Annotated in this window: 18 protein-coding genes and 3 tRNA genes; 20 read left to right on the forward strand and 1 reads right to left on the reverse strand. The window is 47.5% G+C overall.

The genetic code is table 11. From position 1 onward, the window contains the following. The 14 genes from OXH39_23120 to OXH39_23185 form a co-directional block, all read left to right on the forward strand. The coding region (locus OXH39_23120; protein MCY3553363.1) for a hypothetical protein at positions 1-326 on the forward strand (326 nt) is incomplete at its 5' end. A gap of 85 nt (positions 327-411) precedes the next feature. After that, the gene (locus OXH39_23125; GenBank protein MCY3553364.1) at positions 412-1,086 is read left to right on the forward strand and encodes a DUF1080 domain-containing protein; all 675 of its coding nucleotides are present in this window, start codon (positions 412-414) and stop codon (positions 1,084-1,086) included. A 69-nt stretch (positions 1,087-1,155) separates the two neighbouring features. After that, a complete protein-coding gene (locus tag OXH39_23130; GenBank protein MCY3553365.1) occupies positions 1,156-1,623 on the forward strand; it encodes a redoxin domain-containing protein in 468 nt (155 codons plus the stop codon). 271 nt (positions 1,624-1,894) lie between these two features. Then, positions 1,895-1,966: transfer RNA gene (locus OXH39_23135), tRNA-Gly, on the forward strand. Between the two features lie 41 nt (positions 1,967-2,007). Then, positions 2,008-3,102, forward strand: coding sequence for a tetratricopeptide repeat protein (locus tag OXH39_23140; protein ID MCY3553366.1), 1,095 nt, complete (start codon positions 2,008-2,010; stop codon positions 3,100-3,102). Positions 3,103-3,160: 58 nt separating this feature from the next. Further along, positions 3,161-4,189 (forward strand): DPP IV N-terminal domain-containing protein, encoded by a 1,029-nt coding sequence (locus tag OXH39_23145; protein ID MCY3553367.1) that lies wholly within the window; start codon positions 3,161-3,163, stop codon positions 4,187-4,189. Between the two features lie 54 nt (positions 4,190-4,243). Further along, positions 4,244-6,661, forward strand: coding sequence for an endonuclease MutS2 (locus OXH39_23150; GenBank protein MCY3553368.1), 2,418 nt, complete (start codon positions 4,244-4,246; stop codon positions 6,659-6,661). Positions 6,662-6,774: 113 nt separating this feature from the next. After that, positions 6,775-8,607 carry a DNA primase gene (dnaG, locus tag OXH39_23155; GenBank protein ID MCY3553369.1) on the forward strand — a complete coding sequence of 611 codons (1,833 nt, stop codon included), beginning with the start codon at positions 6,775-6,777 and terminating at the stop codon, positions 8,605-8,607. 2 nt (positions 8,608-8,609) lie between these two features. Further along, positions 8,610-10,148, forward strand: coding sequence for an RNA polymerase sigma factor RpoD (gene rpoD, locus OXH39_23160; protein ID MCY3553370.1), 1,539 nt, complete (start codon positions 8,610-8,612; stop codon positions 10,146-10,148). A 430-nt stretch (positions 10,149-10,578) separates the two neighbouring features. Beyond that, positions 10,579-10,651, forward strand: a tRNA-Ile gene (locus OXH39_23165). An 11-nt stretch (positions 10,652-10,662) separates the two neighbouring features. Next, positions 10,663-10,735: transfer RNA gene (locus OXH39_23170), tRNA-Val, on the forward strand. Positions 10,736-10,761: 26 nt separating this feature from the next. After that, positions 10,762-11,835: an amidohydrolase family protein gene (locus OXH39_23175; GenBank protein MCY3553371.1), complete on the forward strand. Its 1,074-nt coding sequence runs from the start codon at positions 10,762-10,764 to the stop codon at positions 11,833-11,835. A gap of 129 nt (positions 11,836-11,964) precedes the next feature. Next, a complete protein-coding gene (locus OXH39_23180) occupies positions 11,965-13,041 on the forward strand; it encodes an amidohydrolase family protein (GenBank protein MCY3553372.1) in 1,077 nt (358 codons plus the stop codon). A gap of 226 nt (positions 13,042-13,267) precedes the next feature. Then, positions 13,268-13,705, forward strand: a complete 438-nt coding sequence (locus OXH39_23185; GenBank protein MCY3553373.1) for a Rieske (2Fe-2S) protein — start codon at positions 13,268-13,270, stop codon at positions 13,703-13,705. Between the two features lie 168 nt (positions 13,706-13,873). Here the strand turns inward: OXH39_23185 and OXH39_23190 are convergent, their stop codons facing one another. Beyond that, a complete protein-coding gene (locus OXH39_23190) occupies positions 13,874-14,677 on the reverse strand; it encodes a phytanoyl-CoA dioxygenase family protein (protein ID MCY3553374.1) in 804 nt (267 codons plus the stop codon). Positions 14,678-15,172: 495 nt separating this feature from the next. Between OXH39_23190 and OXH39_23195 the strand changes: the two genes are divergently transcribed. From OXH39_23195 to OXH39_23220, 6 genes are all read left to right on the forward strand, one after another. Then, a complete protein-coding gene (locus OXH39_23195; protein ID MCY3553375.1) occupies positions 15,173-15,925 on the forward strand; it encodes a methyltransferase domain-containing protein in 753 nt (250 codons plus the stop codon). A 366-nt stretch (positions 15,926-16,291) separates the two neighbouring features. Further along, positions 16,292-17,314: an RRXRR domain-containing protein gene (locus OXH39_23200; GenBank protein ID MCY3553376.1), complete on the forward strand. Its 1,023-nt coding sequence runs from the start codon at positions 16,292-16,294 to the stop codon at positions 17,312-17,314. A gap of 27 nt (positions 17,315-17,341) precedes the next feature. Continuing rightward, positions 17,342-19,000 (forward strand): AAA-like domain-containing protein, encoded by a 1,659-nt coding sequence (locus tag OXH39_23205; GenBank protein ID MCY3553377.1) that lies wholly within the window; start codon positions 17,342-17,344, stop codon positions 18,998-19,000. Positions 19,001-19,156: 156 nt separating this feature from the next. Next, positions 19,157-19,675, forward strand: coding sequence for a hypothetical protein (locus OXH39_23210; GenBank protein ID MCY3553378.1), 519 nt, complete (start codon positions 19,157-19,159; stop codon positions 19,673-19,675). Positions 19,676-19,700: 25 nt separating this feature from the next. After that, positions 19,701-20,051, forward strand: coding sequence for a hypothetical protein (locus OXH39_23215; GenBank protein ID MCY3553379.1), 351 nt, complete (start codon positions 19,701-19,703; stop codon positions 20,049-20,051). A gap of 267 nt (positions 20,052-20,318) precedes the next feature. Further along, on the forward strand, positions 20,319-21,827 hold the full coding sequence (locus OXH39_23220) for a HEAT repeat domain-containing protein (GenBank protein ID MCY3553380.1): 1,509 nt from the start codon (positions 20,319-20,321) through the stop codon (positions 21,825-21,827). The last annotated feature ends 72 nt before the right edge of the window (positions 21,828-21,899 follow it).

Below are 21,899 nucleotides of genomic sequence, written 5' to 3' on the forward strand. Positions count from 1 at the left end.
AAGGCGAAATGGTCTACTTAGCCTTCACTTATGAAGATAAGGGCGGAACTTACAAGATTACTGGATACCGCAACGGTGTGAGCCTCGGAAGTTATGAAAAGGGCGACATCAAAACCTGGCCCACCGATGATGCCGAAGCCATTTGGGGGAAACGACATACAAACGGACTCGGCGGTCCTGGGGACCTCAACGCGCATATTGAGGAATCCCGTATTTACTCCGTTGCATTGACGGAGGACGAAGTTAACGAAATGGAAATCGGAACGCTTTCTGTTGATCCCAAGGGCAAACTTGCCACCAAATGGGCAAAACTTAAAGCGAAGTAAGACCTTAATGATAGGGCGAGGTTCTTGGACCTCTGCCCTATTTTTCGGTTGGGTTTAGCGAAACCGACCAACCGTGATGGGCGTTATGAAAAGTGGACTCACACTCTTTGTGATGTGTCTCAGTCTCTATTTTGCGTTCTCTGCGACTGCTGAGGAGCACGTTTGGACGTTTGACAACAATGCCGCCGATTGGAGCCCCGCGAATGGGACTTGGGAAGTCGAACAGGGGGTCTATAAACAGACAACGCGCTGGGGTGAAGCACAGAAAGCGTTGGTTGATGGGATGGAATGGACAGATCACACGCTGGAAGCAAAGGTCCGTGTTGATGACGGACACTGGGGCGGTATCGTTTTCCGGGCACAAAATGAATTTGAGTATTATGTGTACCTCATCTGCCCGAAGGAAAACAAATCTGAATTGTGGCGACACCGGCGCAGTACTGCCTTTAAAGATGGGTTTGAGGCACGCGATGAAATTGAACACGACATTGAGCCTATCGGACTTACAATTACTCGCAACGAATGGTTCACACTCCGCGTCGCCGTTGAAGGTAGCCGCATTGCAGTCGCAATTAATGGGATAGAACAGGGTGTCTTTTTTGATGGTACATATCCCGTTGGGAAAGTCGGGGTCTGGACGTGGGATACGCAAGCCAGTTTTGATGACGTAAGCGTTAAGGGTGACACAACAACCTCCCTCACAGAAATTGAGCCTCAGGGAAAGCTTGCGATATCGTGGGCAGCCTTGAAAAAACGATAATCTTATACAAGCGAAAAAGGAATAAATTTGTTTTAGACGCGCTTTTTGAGCGCACATAGGAGGATTTTAATGTCAGATGTAGGAAGTGCTGCCCCGGATTTCACCTTGACGGGCGCAGTCAATCAAGAAGATACCGAAGTTTCGTTGAGTGATTACGCGGGTAAAAACTTGGTCGTTCTTTTCTATCCGCTCGCTTTTTCTCCGGTCTGTGCTGAGCAGGTGCCAGATTTTAATGAGAATCTCGCTGCAATTCAGGCGAAAGGTGCTGATGTCATTGCTATCAACCGCGATTCGACGTTTGCGCACAAAGCATGGAGTGCGGACCTCGGTGGTGTCGATTTTCCGCTCCTCGCCGATATGAACCTTTCTGTTTCCAAGGAATTCGGCATGGCACTTGAAGAGGTTGGGATTACCACGCGCGGTGTGTTTATTATTGACAAGGCGGGGAGGATTGCCTTTAAACACGTTGAAGAGGCTCCGCCGGATAACACACTGACAGCTGAGCAAGTTCTGGGCGAGTTGGACAAATTACAGTAAATACTCCGGCGTAACCGGTATTGTAGGCACGGTCTATGTGCCGCAATGAAACGGAAAAGCGGGCATCTGGCGGAACTTGCAAATTATGGTTGTATATCATGCCAACGCCCGCTTTTCATTTTAACTTGATTAGGGCTTACGCAGCTTCCTTCGCTGGCGAGGTTTTAAACCTCGCCAGCGGCGTGCGGTACGTAGGTATTCATAAGAAAATTGCGTAAGTCCTATTGATAACATTGACAATGCCAAAAATGTATGATATAATATCATTAATGCGGGTGTAGCTCAGCGGTAGAGCGTCAGCTTCCCAAGCTGAGGGTCACGGGTTCAATTCCCGTCACCCGCTTGAATATTTGACTTAAAAATTGCCTAAAACTGAGGAAATTCATGGCACGACTCACGAAAGAAGAAATCCAAGAAGATAAGTTTGTTGAAGGGATTCTGAAAGTCTACGCGTCCATAAAAGAGAATCTGCGAACCATTATCATTGTCGTAGGCGTAGTGCTTGCTGCTGTCGCGGGCTATGCGGCATATCATCAGAATCAAGAGAACCAACGCGCCGCAGCTGCTATTTCGCTCCGTGAAGCCACTGAGGCTTATGGAACCGCATCGGAGAGCCTTTTCGATGCAGAGAAATTAGCGGAGAGTGAAGAATCGCTTAAAACAGCACAGACGCAACTTCGAGAAGTCTTTGAGAAACACCCGAATACGGTTTTTTCGGATAAAGCGCGTTATCAGTACGCCAGCACACTCTATTATCAGGGGAACTACGCAGAAGCACGCACGCAATTTCAGCAGATAATTGCAGGGCATCAACCCGAAAATCAGATATATAGTCTATATGCCCAAAAGGCGATAGGTAATACCTACGAACAGGAAGGGGACTACGAAAAAGCTATTGCTGCCTATCAGGCGAAGGCATTCCCGCCCACGCCGCAACTCTCACCTGAGATTCGGAAGTTTGTGATCGCTGAAGCTAAATTTAACCAAGCACTCGCCTATGAAAAGTTGGGTGATTCGGCTGCAGCAAGGGCAACCTACAAAGAGATCGTGGACGACTTCCGAACAGCACTTGAGGAAGGAATTGCCCAGAAAAGTCGCGAATTGCTTGGAGAGGCAAAGGAAGTTATCGCCACCATTGGAGAGCCGTTGGATACCTCAGCTGCGGAAAAACTGGAAAGTGAAAAACGTTACTATGAGGCTTATGTTGCGTATACCGATGCGATTCGTACTTACAAGGTGAACAAGGACATTCAGAGTGGATTGTCTTCGGAACTCCGAAAGAAGATTGGAAGTTTTGAAAAAGGAGCGTTGGAGGTAATAAACAGTATTCAGAATGCCCGTCGTGCTGACAAAGATGGCAGAGAAAGCTCGGCACTGTATAGTTATGATGTGGTTGTTGAACTTGAAAAACTGGGGTTAAGTCGCCGCCTCTATGAGAACGCACTGCTCCACTATAAGCGACTTGAACCTGCCCAATAATTTTAAATTTATTTTTATTTTAGTCTATTTTTACTCTATTTTTTATTAAGGAGTAGTAATGACCCCTAAATATAGCATTATACGTCTTTATGCGCCTAAAGCTGCTATGTTCGCTTTCTTGGGCGTGCTTATTTTAACCCTTGTTTCATTCACTTCACTCGGCGAAGCTGAGCCAACCGGCTATTTCGCTTACGCAGTGAATGGATTCGATGAAAATCTGGGACGGTTTGATTGGAATCTATACATCACCGAAATCAGTGGCACTAAAGATTTAAAGGCTGTCTCCTTGAACCACAAAGGGATGTACCCATCATGGGGACCCAACGGAGATGTGCTCTATTTCATCCAACGCGGTAAAGGACACGCTGATATCTATTCGGTTGATCCAGAAAATCCAAAAAATAAAAAACGAATTACACCGATTTCTGGCACATATCGGTTTCTTTCCGTTTCTCCCGATGGCAAAAAACTCGCTTTTAACGGTTATACCTTAGACCAGTTACCCCAAGAAAACCAGATTTGGGTGCTGGATGTCGATACCGGAGAAATGGAAGTAATGACGCAAGTACCGCACTTAGGATGGCCCTATTCATTCTACGGAATATCTTGGTCGCCCAGTGGAAAACGACTCGTCTTTTCACTTTCCAGACCCGGCTGGTTGGAACACATGTATCTTTTAGACGTTGAAACGAAAGAGATAGAGGTCTTAACCGAACTCCATAAAGATTTTTATCCTGTATGGTCTCCTGATGGTAACCGCATCCTCTTTCTCAGATGGAATAGAGAGTTTGACACGTTTTACACGGTTGACGTTGAAACCAAAGCAATCCAACCCTTGTTTGATGTTGATAAAGCCACTGGCTATTGGGGGGATTGGTCGCCTGAAGGGGATTATATCGTCTATTCTCGATGGGGATCTATCTACCTGTATAACTTCGCAACCGATGAGACCGAGGCAATAGTAGAGGTTGACGGAAGTATCTTCGTCATTGCATGGTCGCGGGAAGGGGCTGTATTGTCGGTCGAACCAGAGGAGAAATTGGTCACGACATGGAGTGCTCTTAAACGTAGTGCGGATCAGAAATAACGTTTTACTGATTGTCGTTTGGGGCTTCAAGCACATTTAGGAAGGGACGAACCGGTGTTAGCCAATGTTGAACAAGCGTTAGAATACGATAAAATCCGGGAACTACTGAAAAAGTATACCGCTTCTCAACTGGGGACGGCGCGTGTTGACACCCTTACGCCGTCTTATGACGTTGATAAGGTTCGCTATCTACTCGCGTTGTGCAGTGAAACCAAATTTTTCCATCAAATCTATGGTGGGATTCCACTCAATGGCTTAAGGGATATCCGTAAATCATTGACCCATGCTGCTAAGGCGGGCGCGCTTTTGGATGCTGAGGAACTTCTCGATGTCCGAAAAGTCGCACAGATTCCGACAGACATTCACCGGGTCTTTGAGAAACGCGACCGAGAAGAATTTCCGAATCTCTTTTCCATTGTAGATGCGCTGCCAACGTTCCCGGAATTGGTTGAGGCAATTGGCGATTGCATTGATGCTGAAGGTAACTTGCTGGATCGTGCCAGCCCTGAATTACGCGCTATTCGTCGCAAATTATCACGCCTCCGCGAAGATATACATCAAAAACTGGAAGCGACACTGCGTTCACCAGAACATCAAAAAGCGATTCAGGAATCGGTCATCACCTCTCGAAACAATCGGTACGTTATCCCAATAAAGCAGGAAGCGCGAACCTCTTTTCGAGGGGTCGTTCAGGGGCAATCCACAAGTGGTGCTACCTTCTTTGTAGAGCCTTTGGATATTGTCCAGATGAACAATGCCCTCCACGAAGCCGCTGAAGCGGAACAACGCGAAATTCGTCGCATCCTCCTTGACCTCACCGATCGCGTGCGCGACAACCTACACGAATTAGAACTTTCCCTTGAGTTGTTAGCAGAACTGGATTTTTTGAACGCAAAGGCGCGTTTTAGCCTCGCACTGAACGCTGTTGAGCCGAAGTTGAATACCCGCGGGATTGTTAAATTAATTCAAGCGCGGCATCCGTTGCTGGAGTTCCATCTTCAGAACGAGCCGCCATCTGATTCTGATGGTGACAGGAGCGTAGATCTACCAGAAAAGGTTGTACCGACAGACGTTCATATCGGCAAAAATTTCAAGACCCTGATTATTACCGGTCCAAATACGGGGGGCAAAACAGTCGTTCTCAAAACGGTTGGGCTTTTAGTACTCATGGCACAATCCGGTTTACATATCCCCGCAGAGCATGGGAGTCGAATCGCTATCTTTGACCATGTGTTCGCTGACATCGGTGACGATCAAGGGATAGAACAGAGCCTAAGTACCTTTTCCTCGCATATTACTAAAATTGCGGAGATGCTCCGGAAAATTGAGCATGCTGAGCACACGCTTGTATTGTTGGATGAGATTGGTGCTGGAACGGATCCCAGTGAAGGCACTGCGCTCGGTATGGCACTCCTTGATTGGCTTGGAGAGAGACAAGTTAATACTATCGTCACGACACACTACGGAGCACTCAAGGCGTATGCCCATACGCAGCCACGTATGGAAAACGCTTCAATGGAGTTTGACTGGACGACGCTGCGTCCAACATACCGCCTACAGGTGGGGGTGCCGGGGAGTAGCAACGCGATAAAGATCGCCTCGCAATTGGGGATTCCGCCTGAAATTCTTGATGAAGCACAGGTACACTTAGGCAATAACAACGTTGCTGTTGAAGACCTCCTTGTGCGTTTGCAACAAACACAAGACGAATTGGAGACAGAGCGTGCCCTTCTGCACGATAAAATCCAAGTTGCGGAGAAAGCTTCCGAGAAACACACACGACTCCTTCAGACGTTGGAAGCGGAACGTGGGACGTTGAAACAGCAGGCTGAGAATGAAGCACGTGACATCGTTTCCGGCGCGCGGCGAACTGTGGAAAAACTTGTCGCCGATATTCGTAAGAAACAAGCCTCTAAAGCCAGCATTCAAGAAGCTTTCTCAGAAATAGAGACCGCCAAAAAGTCGCTTGAGAAAGAACGTCCGAAGAAACAACCCAACCAACCAAAATTTAAAGTCGATGTCGGTGATAAAGTGCGCGTCAAGAAACTAAACCGATTCGGGGAAGTCACTGCTGTTAAACCGCACGGGAAAACGCCACTCCAAATTCTGGTTGGGAATATGCAAATGCAAGCTGCTTATCACGATATTGACTCCGTTCAGCCGAAACAAGAGACATCGCATTTATCAACTTCTGTGCTTGATATCCAATATAGCAAAGCCAACGCAATTACCGATGAACTTAACTTGCACGGGATGTTTGTAAAAGAGGCATTGGACATTACCATCAAATATCTTGATGACGCAGTCCTTGCAGGGTTACCATCGGTTCGTATTCTACACGGAAAAGGAACAGGTGCCTTGCGTAAAGCGGTTCATGAGGAGTTGCGTGAAAATCCACTTGTATTCAAATATCAATTTGCACCGCTCAGCCAAGGTGGTGAAGGTGTAACCATCGTCACGTTCAAAGAGTGAGAAACTACATTTCTGTTCCCGGTGGTAGGTGCGGTTGCTATGGGAAACCTCCACGCAAAAACACCGCACGGGTCTTAATTGAACGATCAGAAATACAAAGAGGCAGATGAATCATGAACAACACCCGTAAAGGTTTTGTGCCGCGCGAAACGATTGATGAAATTCGGAGCCGAAGTGATATCGTTGAAATCATCTCCGAATGTGGGATCGCGCTGCGTCCTACGGGTCAAAATTATAAGGGACTCTGCCCGTTTCATGATGAGAAGACCCCCTCCTTCACGGTCTCACCGCAAAAGCAAATTTTCTACTGTTTTGGATGTCAAACCGGTGGTAATGTCATCTCCTTTGTGCAAAAGCATGAAGGGAAGTCCTTTATTGAGACTGTGGAGTGGTTAGCGGATAGATCGAATATTGACCTCCCGAATCAAAATGTTCGTGAGAGTGCTAACCGAAAACGGGTCACCTCTTTAGAAGACCTCAACCGTTTTGCTGTGGAATACTATCACCGCCAACTCCTCACAGAGAGGGTTGGTCGGCAAGCGAAACAGTATCTCACGCACCGGGGGGTCCAGTCGAAAACGCTCCGGTCGTTCCAATTGGGATACGCGAAGTCTGGACGGCGAGATTTTGTGAAGGTTGCGACAGACAACGGCTTTACTATCCAACAGTTAGTTGATACCGGACTCATTAAGGACGAGGATCGGGGTCCGCAGGACAGATTTTGGAACAGGATCCTTTTTCCAATTCAGAATGAACGAGGTGTACCGGTCGGCTTTGGCGGTCGTTCGCTTTCTGAAGAACATCAACCGAAGTACTTGAATTCTCCCGCAACGGTTCTCTACGATAAGAGTAATATCCTTTACAACCTTGACAAAGCGCGTCAGTCTGTTTACAAAAAGCAGCAGGTGCTTCTTGTTGAAGGCTATATGGATGTCTTGATGCTTTCTCAGTCTGGCATTGAGAATGTGGTAGCGTCTTCTGGCACCTCTTTGAGTGAAAATCATGCGAACTTATTGAAACGGTTTGCCCCGGAAGTGGTCATTGTATACGATGGGGATGCCTCCGGTTTCCAAGCCGCGCAACGTGGGTTGGACCGACTGCTTGCTGAGGGGTTGCGGGTACGCATCGCACTGCTGCCCGCGGGGGAGGATCCGGACTCGTTTGCACGACAACACGGTGCCGCTGCGTTCACGGAACTTACGGACAAAGCCATAAACCTCATTGAATTTCAGATTCAAGCTGCTATTCAACAACAGGACATTCATCGGGTAGATGTGAAGGCACAGGTGGTTAAAGAGTTGGCTCAGACGCTCCTGAGTGTCAATAACCGAATGGAGCGGAATGAATACGTCAAGTATGCCTCAAGAGAACTTCGTGTTGAGGAGAGTGTGCTTTGGCAAGAGTTGCGAGACGCGGGTCTCAAGGAGACTTCTACGCCTCGTCAAATGAGGCAAGTTAGGAATGCCGCTGAAAAGTTGACACCCCGTGCACAAATCGAGCGTCAATTAATTGAAGCATTAATCCAAAGTCCGGCGTTAATTCCACATATCAAACCTCAGTTTGATTATCAAAGTTTCACGGAACCGAGTTTTGTTAAGGTAGCACAACTGCTGTGGGAGGCTTGCACAGATGACGAGAATGTGGATATCCAAACTCTAATTAATGAGTGCCCTGACGAAAAACTAAGTGCTCTCATTTCAAGTATGCTTCTACAGAAAACGCCTCCGCCGAATTTACAACTACGAGCGGAGGGATGCCTCAAAAAACTAAAGCATTTTCTCTTGCAAGATCTTGAACAACGTGTCCGCTCGCACGCACTCGCTGAAGGCGCAGATGAAATGGAGACCCTTGGAGAGTTGGTGCAACTTTCAAATCAAAGACGTGCCTTACGCGATCGTGATGCAGTAGACAATCGCAGTGATAGTCCAAGTGAAGGAGGGGATTGACAATGAATTTTAAAGACTATCCGACTCTTGATTTTCTGGATACCGAGGGCAATGAGGAACTCGGATATGACGATGAAATGTCGGAAATAGCTGCAGCCGGTACGAGTTACACCGATGATTCGGTGAAGGTGTATATGCGCGAGATGGGTAAATTCCATCTGCTTGACAAGAAGCGGGAGGTTGAACTTGCCAAACGGATTGAGGAAGGGCATCGTGCCGCGCATGAAGCAACTTTCGGCACAGCACTGGCTATTACCGAAATTCGGAAACTTCTCTATAAGATTGTCACGGCGAAAAAACGTGCCTCTGATATTATTGATATGCCTGTTTCCAGTAGCTCGACCCAGAACAAGGAGCGAAAGTTACGTGAACAGGTTAAGAAGGCGTTAGATGTACTGGAGACATTAGAGGTGGAACGTCTTAACTCTGACCCGTCTGGCTTTGATGCGAATGAAACGCAATCCTCGGAGAAATCGAAGACGCGTACCAACCTCATTAAGACGCTTGAAGAACTGAAGATTGACAGGGAGGAGATTAGCAAAATTTCTGACCTCGTCAAACAAGCAGAGTATCAGATTAGCACTTGGGAAAATGAGATCCTCCACCTTCAGCAGGTACATAATATCCCTGATGAGTGGCTCAATGAAAGTAATGGAACCGAACGGAAATTTGAAACGGATGAGATGAAGAATGCCTATATAGAGATCGTCCGGTTACAGCGCAGTATCCGGCAGCATATAATCGAAATCGGTATTCCCCGTGAGCACCTCAGGTCGCTTACACAGCAGATTGATAAAGGCGAATCCGAGGCGCAGGACGCAAAGATGGCAATTGTTGAGGCGAATCTCCGACTTGTCGTCAGTATTGCGAAGAGACATAGACACCGTGCATCCGGGCTTGAATTCCTTGACTTAATTCAGGAAGGGAACATCGGTTTGATGCGGGCAGTGGACAAATTCGATTATCAGCGCGGGTATAAGTTTAGCACTTACGCAACGTGGTGGATTCGACAGGGTATCACACGCGCCATCGCCGATCAAGGACGGACAATTCGCATCCCTGTCCACATGCACGAGCGCATTAATAAGATTCGACGTGTTCAGCGCTCCCTTTTGCAGGAGTTAGGGAGTGAACCAACAGCCGAGCAGATCGCCGAGGATCTCAAGATTTCTACCAGCAAAGTCAATGAGGCTTTAGCCGTCGCACCAGAGACTGCTTCCTTAGATACCCCGATCGGTGAAGAGGACGATAATCCTCTCGGTGCCTTCATTATGGATATTGACTCCCCCTCTCCTGTTCAAGAAGCGGAGTTGAATATTCTCAAGGAGCAGATTCAAGAAGTCCTCTCCGATTTAAATGAGCGTGAGCGGAAAGTAATTTCCCTGCGTTTCGGAATTGATGATGGGTATCCGAGGACGCTTGAAGAGGTTGGGAATATCTTTGATGTGACACGTGAACGAATCCGACAGATTGAAGCAAAGGCACTCCGTAAGTTACGACACCCCAGACGAAGCCGCAAACTCCGCGATTTTGTTAACTAATTTGAGCAGTTCATTTTCCAATTATAGGTAACTATAGTAAAACCCGAGAATAAGAGGGCACTTTGGAAAACACAAAACACCTCACCACCGCTGGCGAGGTTTGTAACCTCGCCCTTCTACAATGTCTAATTAATTGTAGGTTTTGCTATAAATTCCATCTATGCTGGTATGTGCTGATAGGTGTGCTCGTCTGAATGCCGATCGCATTTGGGCGGGTACGCCGCGAATCGCGGATTACACAGATTTCGCGGATTATCGCCGTTCTCTAAATTCGCCGCATTCCGTCCTCGTTGGTTGGTTTCGCCCTCCATTGATTGCTAATGGTTTCCAGTCTTACCGACAACTGACAACTGATAACTGACAACAAATAAAAAATTTGATTTTTAATGCGGAATATGATATAATTTTTTCACGAAAGTTGTTCTAAAAGGGGCCCATAGCTCAGTGGTCAGAGCCGCCGGCTCATAACCGGCTGGTCCTAGGTTCGAGTCCTAGTGGGCCCATATTTTTACGTGGGGCGTTAGCTCAGGGGTACGAGCGCTACCTTCACACGGTAGAAGTCACTGGTTCAAATCCAGTACGCCCCATCGTTTCTGAGACTAAGGAGAGATAGATGGCAAGTAGGGATGCCCCACATTTTGTGCAGGCAGGTGTCAGGGCGATCGACTGCGACATCCATAACGAAGTTCCAACCTTACAGACGCTCTTCCCTTACCTGTCTGATTTCTGGACCGACTATTGTAGCACTTCTGGTTTTAGAGGTCCCGATGCAAACGATTATCCACGCGAGGCACCGCTAACATCGCATCCCGATGCCCCGTATCCATCAGAGATTGATCTTGAACATGTACGTGAACACCTGCTTAATGGTTGGAATCTCGAATACGGAATCCTCAATTGTGCCTATCGCGTGCAAAGTGTTCATAATCCCGACCTCGCTGCCGCTATTGCAAAGGCAGTAAACGATTGGCAGATAGAACATTGGCTGGATCAGGAACCACGACTCCGGGCATCGCTCGTTATACCGAGTCAGATTCCAGATCTCGCTGCAAAGGAAATTGAGCGAGTTGGAGGGCATCCAGGGTTTGTCCAAGTGGTCATGCCTGTCCGTTCACGGACCCCGTATGGCAATCGTATCTATTATCCGATTTACGAGGCGGCAGTCCGACATAATCTTGCCATCGGTATCCAGTACGGTGGGGCACCGGGCACTCAGCCTTCAGCGACCGGGTGGCCATCAACATTCTTAGAAGAATACAGTGGGATGACCCAAGTCTTTCAGGCACAAGTGATTAGTCTCGTTGCGGAAGGCGTTTTCGATCAGTTCCCAGACCTTCGCGTTGTTCTGATTGAAAGTGGTTTTACATGGCTCCCCGCTGTTATGTGGCGGATTGATAAAGAGTGGCGGGGACTCCGAAACAACACGCCGTGGGTGAAACGTCCGCCCTCTGAGTACATGCGGAAACACATCCGGTTTACTTTACAACCTATTGATTCACCACCGACACCAGAGCAGCTCCTTCAAATCATTGGACAATTGGAATCAGATGAGATGCTGATGTTTTCAACGGATTATCCACATTGGCAGTTCAACGCACCGAAAGAAGCGTTCCCTGAAGAATTACCCGGATCGCTTGCTCGTAAAATTTTGTACGAGAACGCGCGTACCTTCTATCAACTGTTTTAGCAGTTTTCAGTTAAGAGACTCATTTTCATGCATTCTTCCCTGGAGCTCCCCAGTTCCGGTGATGTGCAACAAAAACCCTCTTAACTGACAAGCGATAGCCGATAACTGATAACCTACGGAGTAAACGCAATGAAAAACACAACGACAAAACGTTCCAAATTCAAGGTGATTGATTGCGACATCCACAATTCTATTCCACCCGGGGGATTATCCCCTTACTTATCTGAGCGGTGGCAAGAGCATTACAAGACTTTCGGTCTCCGGGGTCGTATTGGTGGTTACTATCCGCGTGCGCTTATGAATGCCGCACGGCGGGACGCATGGCCCCCTTCAGGACTCTCACCGGGTGCAGATTTAGCGTTCATGCAGGAACAGCTTCTCGATGCATTCGACATTGAGTACGGCGTGCTTACTCCGCTCATGCCTGTCGGTGAGCAGCTAAATATCGAATTTGGTGCTGCACTCGCAAGTGCAGTGAACGATTGGCAAGTTGCCGATTGGGTAGAAGCTGACTCGCGCCTCCGTGCCTCTATTGTCCCGCCTTATGAGGATGGTGATCTTGCTGCTGAGGAGGTTCATCGCTGCGGGCCCAATCCAGCGTTTGTTCAGATTTTGCTCCTCGCACGAACGAGAGATCCGCTTGGAAACCGAAGGTACTGGAAAATGTACGAAGCCGCCTGTGAGTATGACTTACCTATCGCTATCCATTTCGGAGGCAATCAGGGTCAGATAACAGGGGCGGGGTGGCCCTCCTATTACATTGAAGACCATGGCGGTATGCCACAAGCCTTCCACACTCAGGTCACCAGTTACGTCTGTGAGGGCGTATTTGAGCGTTTCCCGAACCTCAAGGTTGTCCTTATTGAGGGTGGATTCGCATGGCTCCCACCGCTCATTTGGCGACTCGATGCGACATGGGAGAAGTTACGTATGGAAGTGCCTGACCTTAAACGAAAACCTTCAGAGTACATCCGGGACCACTTCTGGCTCAGCACACAACCGATGGAAGAACCGCCCAAGCGAGAGTATTTCGAGCAGCTGCTTGAGCAGATGGATATGAACGATAAGCTTATGTTTGCCACAGATTATCCGCATTGGGATTTCGATGCTCCAGATCGTGCTTTGCCCAGTTTCCTAAAACCGGAACTGCGTCGCAAAATCTTATCGGAGAACGCCCGCGAACTTTACGCATTTGATAAGTTATAGTGGCGATTCCCCTTTAAAATTAGTAGGCGAGGTTTGATGAAGTTTAAGAATTTAAGTCGGTAATGCATCAACAGCCTCTTGGTAGGAGCGAGCTGTGCTCGCGATCTGTAACAATTCCGAAATATTTATTTAAACTTCAGTAACCTCGCCGATTTACATAGAGAAAACGACAATTTCAGTAATTGAGATTCTGCAACTGTACTGACAGCCGATGGCTAATTACCACATGCCTAAATACGTAGTAGCAACCCCAGAAGAAATTCCCGCTGGCGAAAGCAAAATCGTTGACATCGGCGGACGTTCTATTGGTATCTTTAATATAGATGGCGAATTTTTCGCCATCCGTAACAGCTGCCCACACCAAGGCGGCCCTTTGTGCAAAGGTCTGGTCACCGGTTTTTTGGAGTCTTCCGCTCCAGGCAACTATCACTATACTCGTAAAGGTGAGATTCTCCGGTGCCCATGGCACAGTTGGGAATTCGACATTAAAACTGGACAATCGTGGTGGAATCCTGCACAACGGCGTGTTAGAAAATACGAAGTCCAAGTTGAAAGTGGTGAGGACATTGAGGCATCCAGTTCTGAGCGCGAAAAGGGACCTTATGTCGCAGATACGTTTCCGGTCACCGTTGAACAACAATACATCGTCATTGAAATTGATTAGTGCATAGTTCTTCTGTACGGGGGAAGAAACACTTTCTTCGCATTGGATTCCAGCACTTGCAAAAACACTCCGATTCCCGACCCTCGCTGATGCCTAATAGCGTTTCTTATAGGGAAAACTCCGATTTCCGACTCCTGCTGACCGCTGACGGTTTCCGATGGCTGATGGCTAATTATCTTCCGCTAACCCGTCTATTATTTTTTCCTGATCGCCTGGAGAATAGAAGTAGGAGCCCGGTTTCCAATCACCGATGTCTCCAATTAACCGGCGTTGGCGCGGTGTGCATCGCTCCATAAGCTCAGGTGTCGCCTTTTCATAGTCAAAGGGTCGAAAACATTGATGACTGTAGCAATAGATCAAGGTCTTTCGAGGCTGTTCTGATCTGTTTGCGACAACACCGTGCCATAACGCGTGTGGAAATACGGCAGCATCTCCTGCTTTCACGCACAACTGGACGGCTTCAGGGATATAGGGACCGTCCTTGACTCCGGTTTCTGGAAAAGTACGGTTATGGCTTCCCGGCACGATGGTGAAGTTCCCACTGTCTGGATGCTCAAGGTCCGTCAAGAAATAATGGATTTTGACCTGTAGTGGTGAACTTGACCTGCTGACCCGAATGGTTCGCATCGCCTGCCCGCCGTCCGTATGCAAATAACCCTGATCTTTCGGATTCGGAGGACGAACAATAACCTCAGACATACTCAATTGGATGAAGTCTCCTATCAACTCACGCACAATCGGAAATGTCACCGGGTGGTCCATCAGGTCAACGAAAATGTTATTATCTTCCATCACATTCCGCTTGTCGAAGACAGAGTCGGCAGTGACATTCTCACCTTTCCGAAATTCTGCATCCATTTCATCTACTGTCGCTCTCAAGGCTTGCACTTCTTCAGACGAGAGTACTTCTTTCAAAACGAGGTAACCCTCTGTCTTCCACTGCTTACGCTGATCCGTCGTCAAAATTCCCATCTATGTATAGCCTCCGTCATCCAGTTTTGCGACTGTTAACTGACAACTGATAACCGATAACTGAAAACTAAGTAATAAAATAGATGACAAATAAATTTGTGTCAAGGAAAATAAGGGTCCTATTTTTCTGTAGGAGCGAGCTGTGCTCGCGATTCTTACTGACTTTGTAGGAGCGGTCTCCGAATCGCGACCTATCCGATGCTTCCAGAGAATCAAAAACCGAATGTCGCTGCGGGCACCGCTTTCCAAATTCAATCTTGACTTTTGATCGGAGATTTGATATATTTAACTGGGGATATTCCATAAATAGGGTTGCTCCATGTCAGGATAATGAGCAACCAAAACATTGTAGGAGGAAGCCCCTCGGATGCTCAGGGATAAGGGAAACTTAGAATCAGATCCACATTGGATTTCTGACAACTGTGAGGTCAAACCTGAATCGATTTCTATTGATGACCAATTACCTATTTCGTCGCGAGTGGAGGTCCCGCGAAGATGCCAAACAGTGTTGATGAGATGACCGAGCGAATGCTTGATGATGCGGGTATAGAACCAGGCATGCGTGTGCTCGACATTGGCTGTGGGATGGGGGCAGTGTCTCTCATGCTTTCACGACGCGTCGGCAACCAGGGACATGTCTTTGCAGTCGATCGCAACCCTCATGTGATTGAACTAGCCCGAGAAAAAGCGCGAGAAACTGGTATCTCAAACCTCACTTTCCTTGAAGGTGGGTTCGACGTGACTTTGCCAGAGCACGGCATGCTCGATGCAGCGGTAGGTCGCCGTGTCCTCATGTACCAATTGGATGCAGTGAGAGCCGTGGGGCAACTTGCTCGTGCGATCCGCCCTGGAGGCATCGTCGCTTTTCATGAGCACGATACGATTGCAGTAAAGGACAATCGCACTTCCTTGCCACTGCATGATCAGGTTCGCTCCTGGCTCCGAAAGATGCTCGAATGTGAAGGAGCAAACCTGCACATGGGCTTCGAGCTTCATAGGGTGCTTTCGGCTGCAGGACTTGCTGTAGAACGAGTGCGCGCTGAAGCGAATGTGCTGACACCGACCGCTGACTATCCTGTGGCTGCCATTATCCGCGCTGTCCTCCCCCGTATACTGCGACATGGTATCGCGACCGAGACAGAGATTGATGTTGATACCCTCGATGGTCGTCTGGCTGCCGAACGCAGAGAGACCACTGCAACATGTCTCTGGGAGATGGTTTTCTGTGTCTGGGCGCGGAAGCATTGATGTAGGCGAGTCGCCGCGAAAAGGCTAATCTGACATCAAGTCAAAAATCCGTGAAATCCGCGATAATCCGTGATTCAGAGAAATTGACATTTGTGCAAATGTGGGTATACTTAACGATAACATGAGTTCGGTGGAAGGATAAGGAATTCCAAAGCAAGTCAACTACCCCAAGCTAAAGCATGGGGCTTGTGCGAAGCGCATGCCAAGCGTCCACTCCACAAGGTAAACGGTTTTCTACAGTAATATATCGCAGTGTCTTAGCGTGGCAGTTAGCAGAATGTTTCGGATGCTCCCCAAGTCTGATTCCACTTAGATACCGCGATCTGGATGGGGAAACATATACCCTGCAAAGGAGAATACAAACTTATGTTTGTGCCTGTAAAAACGAAAAACGGACAACAACTGATGCCGCTGCATGCCGCACGCGCCAGAAAACTTATCAAGCGTGGCGAGGCAACACCTTACTGGGATAACGGTATCTATTGTATCCGTCTCAACAAAGAACCGTCTGACAGAGAAACACAAGAGATTGCTGTCGGTGTAGACCCCGGTAGTAAGAAAGAGGGGTTTACCGTCAAATCAGAAAGACACACTTATTTGAATGTGCAAGCCGATGCTCATAGCGGTGTCGGTAAGAAAGTAGAGAAGCGTCGTGAGTTGCGGAGAGGTAGGCGTTCACGGAAGTGTCCGAACCGAAAAAACAGAACCAACCGCCTTGCGAATAGAGAGCGTATCCCCGCAGGCACACGTGCGAGGTGGGACTGGAAACTTCGGATACTTAACTGGCTATCAAAACTCTATCCAATAACAGACGTGTGTGTAGAGGATATTAAGGCACCGACGATAGAACGCGCTAAGAAATGGAATACCTCTTTTTCGCCACTTGAAGTCGGTAAGCAGTGGTTCTATACCGAACTCCGAAAACGGTGGCAGTTGCTAACACTTCAAGGCTGGGAAACCAAAGAGATACGCGATAGGTTAGGGCTAAGAAAGTCGTCAGAGAAGATGTCAGAAACCTTTGACGCACATTGTGTGGATAGTTGGTGTCTGGCATATTCCACTGTAGGGGGTAAGAATATGCCTGATAATAGAAATATATTTTGTATATCCCCTATACCGATACGCAGACGTGAACTTCACAGACAAAATCCACAAAAAGGAGGGAAGCGTCCACGCTATGGTGGCACGACTTTCAATGGCTTAGTGAAGAACACACTCGTCAAACATGCGACGCATGGCTTGACACGGATAAGTGGATTTGGCAAGCAAGGTATTTCGCTATATTCTTTGCGAGGGAGGCGACTTTGCCAGAATGCTAAAATATCAGATTGTAAAGTGCTAACACGCCTTAACTTCAACTATAGGAGCGGGCATTCCTCCCCAACCTAAAGGATGGGGTCTCCGGCCCGAAGATTGATGAGAAGATTTGGCACTGAAGGGCGCGTCGAGCCTGCACACCACTATTTTGTTCCACGCACAAACGAAATTGCTGACTTTATCAACCGCGTCAGAACCGGCAAATGCATTGTCCTTTTTGCCCCGCGACAAACGGGCAAAACGACGTTCTTCCGACGCGTCATTGATGTACTCAGCGAACGGACGAGAACGGCGGCACCCGTTGCATCTGTGTCCCAGGAAACCTTCCAGCAGAACGCTGCTTCTTCCACATCTGATGCAGCCTATTTCCCCATTCGTCTCGATTTTCAGGTGTGTCGCAATTTATCAGCGGTTGAGTTTTACACATACCTATCAAAAGGGATCCGGTCCCAAATCGAAAGCGTTTTCCAGAAACAAGGGAGTATGACTTCTCTGTCTCAATTTTTAGATGCCACCCCACTCACCAACCATATTTCGATGGTTGACTTTTTCAGAGAACTTCAGCGGATCCTGCAAAACCGGCGGATTGTCCTGATGATAGACGAGTTTGATGGTATTCCACAAGGCACCTTAAGCGATTTTTTGTATGCTCTCCGCCTTATTTATCTCTCCGATGAGCCTCGATGTCCTCACAGTGTCGGCATCGTAGGTGTCAAGAGTATCACCCAACTCGACTATGACCGTTCAGTTTCACCCTTCAATATCCAAGACGAATTCCGCTTACCCAACTTTACCCTTGAACAGGTGCGTGAACTCCTCGGACAATACACGGAAGAAGTTGGACAAGCCTTCATGCCAGAGGTCATAGACTCCATTCATAAACAGACGGCGGGGCAACCTGTGCTGGTTAATCGGTTAGCACAGATCCTCACTGAGGTGTTGGATATCCCAAAGAACCAACCGATGACGATAGCACATTTTACAGAGGCGCACACGCAGCTCCTACGCGAGCGGAACACGAATATTGATCATCTCACGACCAACATCCGCAGGAATCCCCGTTTTGAAAGCGTCCTGATGCATATCATGACGCGCGATGAAGGTGTAGACTTTAATTTGGACGACGACATCATCAGTGAATTAGCAACTTACGGTGTCATTAAAGAAGGTGACGATGGTATGTGTGAGATTCTTAACCCGATTTATCTGTACCGTATCCTACGAACCTTCAAGCCGACGGTGAACGGCTTGGAGGATAAATACCTTCCAGACGACACAGATAACGGCTTTGATGACTACCTAATGTCTACAGGACGAATTGATATGGGATCGCTGCTGAATAACTTCCGAGACTTCATTGTCCGTGCTGGTTTCAGGATACTGCAAATGCCGGATACACCGCAGGAATTGGTCGGGCAGCATCTTTTAATGGCATATCTTGACGCGTTTATAAGACGGATCGGTGGTATGATGCACATTGAAGTTCAAACAGGGCGAGGGCGGATGGATCTCATTGTGACGCACAATCAGCGAAAATACATCGTTGAGACAAAGATTTGGCTGGGCACTCACTACTATCAGTCGGGGAAGTGGCAGCTTGCGAGGTATCTAAGGTTAGAGGGTGTGACCGAGGGGTTCTACGTTGTGTTTGACCACAGACAGTCCTCCGAACAGCGTGTTGAGACAGAGAGTGTTGATGGTGTGACGATCCGCTGCTATGTAATTCCAGTTGTGCAGGAAGTTCCTTCAAATATATGAATAACCTGTCAACCCAACACTTCTACAAAAAACGGAGGTAAATAAGGGCCTCTTTGAATGTGCTTTCCCCTTTGAACGGGGAATTGAAACTTTACACGTTTTTGTAGTAAAATGTGTAGAAACGTTATATTTTTATTTTACTCACGAGGTAAGACTATGAAACGTTTACGAAATTTCATTTTTGTATTTTCGGTATGCCTTTTGTTTTCTCAGTCACTTGGATGTATAGCACCAGTATCCACCCGTCAAAATAGTTTTACCACTGAAGAAGCGAAAGCAATTCTCCAATTGGCTATAAATGATAAGTGGAAAGGACATCATATCTCAGGATTAATTCAGTTCAAAGGACCCGCAGATCAACTTACGTCTGACGCAGCTGGTGGACTTATCTATATTTGGAGAGAGAGTTTTACACAGCAAAGACGTGTAAGAATTCAGTCACCAGTTCCGCGTACTCCTAAAAAGACGAAAACACGTGGAGTAGTACGTTGGAACCCTCTTTCTAAACAATGGGAGTTTGAATCACAAACAGGTCCCGTAGATACGCCACCAGATGCTGCGGAGGTTCTTTCACAACTACATGGACAAAGAAGAATAGAAACTTATAAGAAGTATTTTAGGATAATGGTTTATGTACGTGCTGATGGTACAATATACCATTGCCTTGTTAAGTGAATTTCCCAACCTATAAGGTGAAATTATGAATCAACAAGAATGCAAAAATCAGGCGAATATCGAAATATGTGAAAAAGTTCGCAGAACGACCTATGAGTTGTACAAATCAATTGATTTGCCAGAGTGTTCGGACAAAATCGCAGAAATTGAAAGAACGATTAAAGTTATAAAAGAGCACGTAAAGTCTTTAAAGCCAGATAATTCAAAATTTTCGATGAATACGAGACAATATTTTCAGCAAGTTGTTGATCTTTTACTGGAAGCTAAATCAGTGTTAGAATCCGAAGAAACTGATGATTATGGACAATTAATTTGGAATGCGTGTGAACTTAGCCATTCTATGGAAGTAAGAGAAAAAAATAGAACTTTGAAGTGAAGATTTAGCGAACTTAACGTTTGCTGTCAGATAGATAACTTTTCCTTTTAGTTTTGGCTACACTTTCCCGTTTGAAGGGAAGTGAAACTGCTTCCTTTCTTCCAATCTTCTATCCTTCCCTTTTTCTCTTTCTTGAATTAAAACAGATGACAAATAAATTCGTCTTAAGTAAAATAGATAAGAGCGTTTGGATTTCTGGTAGGAGGGAACTCCGATTCCCGACAACTGACGACCGACAACTGATAACTCTTAAAAGGGAGTTTGACCATGCAAACGAATTCACATCTGAAGGAAAGCCACAAACTGACCGACGCGCAGATGCGTGATTTTATTGTGAACGGACATCTCACGGTAAAAGCCGATCTGCCGCGCAGTTTCCATGAAACGATCTATCGCAAGACGCAGGAATACACGGCAAAAGAGGGAAATTTAGGGAATAATATCTTACCGCGCGTCCCGGAATTGCAAGCCGTTTTCGAGGATCCTGCCGTTCGTGGGGCGTTTACAAGTATTTTGGGCGAAAATTACGCAATGCATTCGCATCGACACCCACATCGTAACAATCCGCATAGCGATGGGCAGGGATTTCACAAGGATAGTTATTGGGGGTATCAAAAGGTGCGTCACCACTGTCCGCGTTGGGCGATGGCGTTCTACTATCCGCAGGATTCACCCCTCGAAATCGGACCCTCTGCTGTCTTACCCGGAACGCAGTACTATGACACGAGAATCACTAAGGATAACGATGGTGAGTTAGCACTCAGTGGTGAGGCTGGCACCTTAACGATTATCCACTTCGACCTCTGGCATCGCGCTATGGCAAACCAGACGGACAAAACGCGCTACATGATGAAATTCCAGTTTATTCGGATGGACGCACCACAGGCACCCGAGTGGAACGTAACGGATCCCCACTGGAAACTGGAAGATAGCGACCGGGCAACCCCCACGCATCAGGGGACGTGGCGACACGTCTGGAATTGGATGGCAGGGGAATCCAACGGACAGGCAACACAGACTGCTAATGGAAATCTGACAAAGCACATCACAGGATTGGGGGATGATGATGGGGCTGTCCGTTCCCGCGCCGCTGACGACTTGGGGATGTTTGGTGAATCCGCTGCAGAGGCAATTCCACATCTCATCCAAGGTTTGTGTGATGTTTATGAACCTGTTCGCCTGAACGCCGCTTATGCACTCGGTGCGATCGGTGCACCAGCTGTCTCTCAATTGATTGAAACACTCAGCGTTGAAGACCCGATCATGCGACGAATGGCAGCTTATGCCTTGGCAGCGGTCGGTGCTCCGGCTGTTCCTGTATTGAGTGAAGCGTTACAACATACCGAGGAGACCGCTCGCATTGAAGCCGCTTATGCTTTGGCACAAATAGGTGATTTGGCGGAATCGGCTATCCCGGTGTTGGTGGAAGGCACGAAAGACGAGTCTGTTGAAGTGCGTCGTTATCTCGCTGAAGCCTTCGGTAGCATTGGACCCGCTGCAGTACCGGCAGTGCCTGCACTCATTGATATGCTTGATAACGATGACGATAAGCAGGCGCGCTTTGAAGCCGCATTGGCGTTGGCGCAGATTGGACCCGCTGCAAGCGACGCAGTTCCCGTGCTGGCGAACGCGCTCTGGGATGAAGATCGCTATGTCCGAGACAACTCTATCCACGCACTGAAGCGTATTGACACTTCCGAAGCGGAATCGGCACTGTTTGATTATCTATTGATGGCACGATGGTGTCCGATTACAAGTCGTGAGAGTACACATTAGCAAATTCAGATATCTGCTGGTGAGGTTTGATTAGGTAATTTATTGGCGAAGTCCGGTGTCCCTTCCCAGTAA

It is taken from the genome of Candidatus Poribacteria bacterium (genome assembly GCA_026702755.1).
Taxonomy (GTDB): Bacteria; Poribacteria; WGA-4E; order WGA-4E; family WGA-3G; genus WGA-3G.

Bases quoted from the DNA above. Each gene is read 5' to 3' on its own strand.
- OXH39_23145 (MCY3553367.1), top strand. From the start codon at position 3,161: ATGACCCCTAAATATAGCATTATACGTCTTTATGCGCCTAAAGCTGCT.
- OXH39_23180 (MCY3553372.1), top strand. From the start codon at position 11,965: ATGAAAAACACAACGACAAAACGTTCCAAATTCAAGGTGATTGATTGC.
- OXH39_23195 (MCY3553375.1), top strand. From the start codon at position 15,173: ATGCCAAACAGTGTTGATGAGATGACCGAGCGAATGCTTGATGATGCG.
- rpoD (MCY3553370.1), top strand. From the start codon at position 8,610: ATGAATTTTAAAGACTATCCGACTCTTGATTTTCTGGATACCGAGGGC.
- OXH39_23220 (MCY3553380.1), top strand. From the start codon at position 20,319: ATGCAAACGAATTCACATCTGAAGGAAAGCCACAAACTGACCGACGCG.
- dnaG (MCY3553369.1), top strand. From the start codon at position 6,775: ATGAACAACACCCGTAAAGGTTTTGTGCCGCGCGAAACGATTGATGAA.
- OXH39_23125 (MCY3553364.1), top strand. From the start codon at position 412: ATGAAAAGTGGACTCACACTCTTTGTGATGTGTCTCAGTCTCTATTTT.
- OXH39_23215 (MCY3553379.1), top strand. From the start codon at position 19,701: ATGAATCAACAAGAATGCAAAAATCAGGCGAATATCGAAATATGTGAA.
- OXH39_23200 (MCY3553376.1), top strand. From the start codon at position 16,292: ATGTTTGTGCCTGTAAAAACGAAAAACGGACAACAACTGATGCCGCTG.
- OXH39_23130 (MCY3553365.1), top strand. From the start codon at position 1,156: ATGTCAGATGTAGGAAGTGCTGCCCCGGATTTCACCTTGACGGGCGCA.
- OXH39_23175 (MCY3553371.1), top strand. From the start codon at position 10,762: ATGGCAAGTAGGGATGCCCCACATTTTGTGCAGGCAGGTGTCAGGGCG.
- OXH39_23210 (MCY3553378.1), top strand. From the start codon at position 19,157: ATGAAACGTTTACGAAATTTCATTTTTGTATTTTCGGTATGCCTTTTG.
- OXH39_23140 (MCY3553366.1), top strand. From the start codon at position 2,008: ATGGCACGACTCACGAAAGAAGAAATCCAAGAAGATAAGTTTGTTGAA.
- OXH39_23190 (MCY3553374.1), bottom strand. From the start codon at position 14,677: ATGGGAATTTTGACGACGGATCAGCGTAAGCAGTGGAAGACAGAGGGT.
- OXH39_23205 (MCY3553377.1), top strand. From the start codon at position 17,342: ATGAGAAGATTTGGCACTGAAGGGCGCGTCGAGCCTGCACACCACTAT.
- OXH39_23185 (MCY3553373.1), top strand. From the start codon at position 13,268: ATGCCTAAATACGTAGTAGCAACCCCAGAAGAAATTCCCGCTGGCGAA.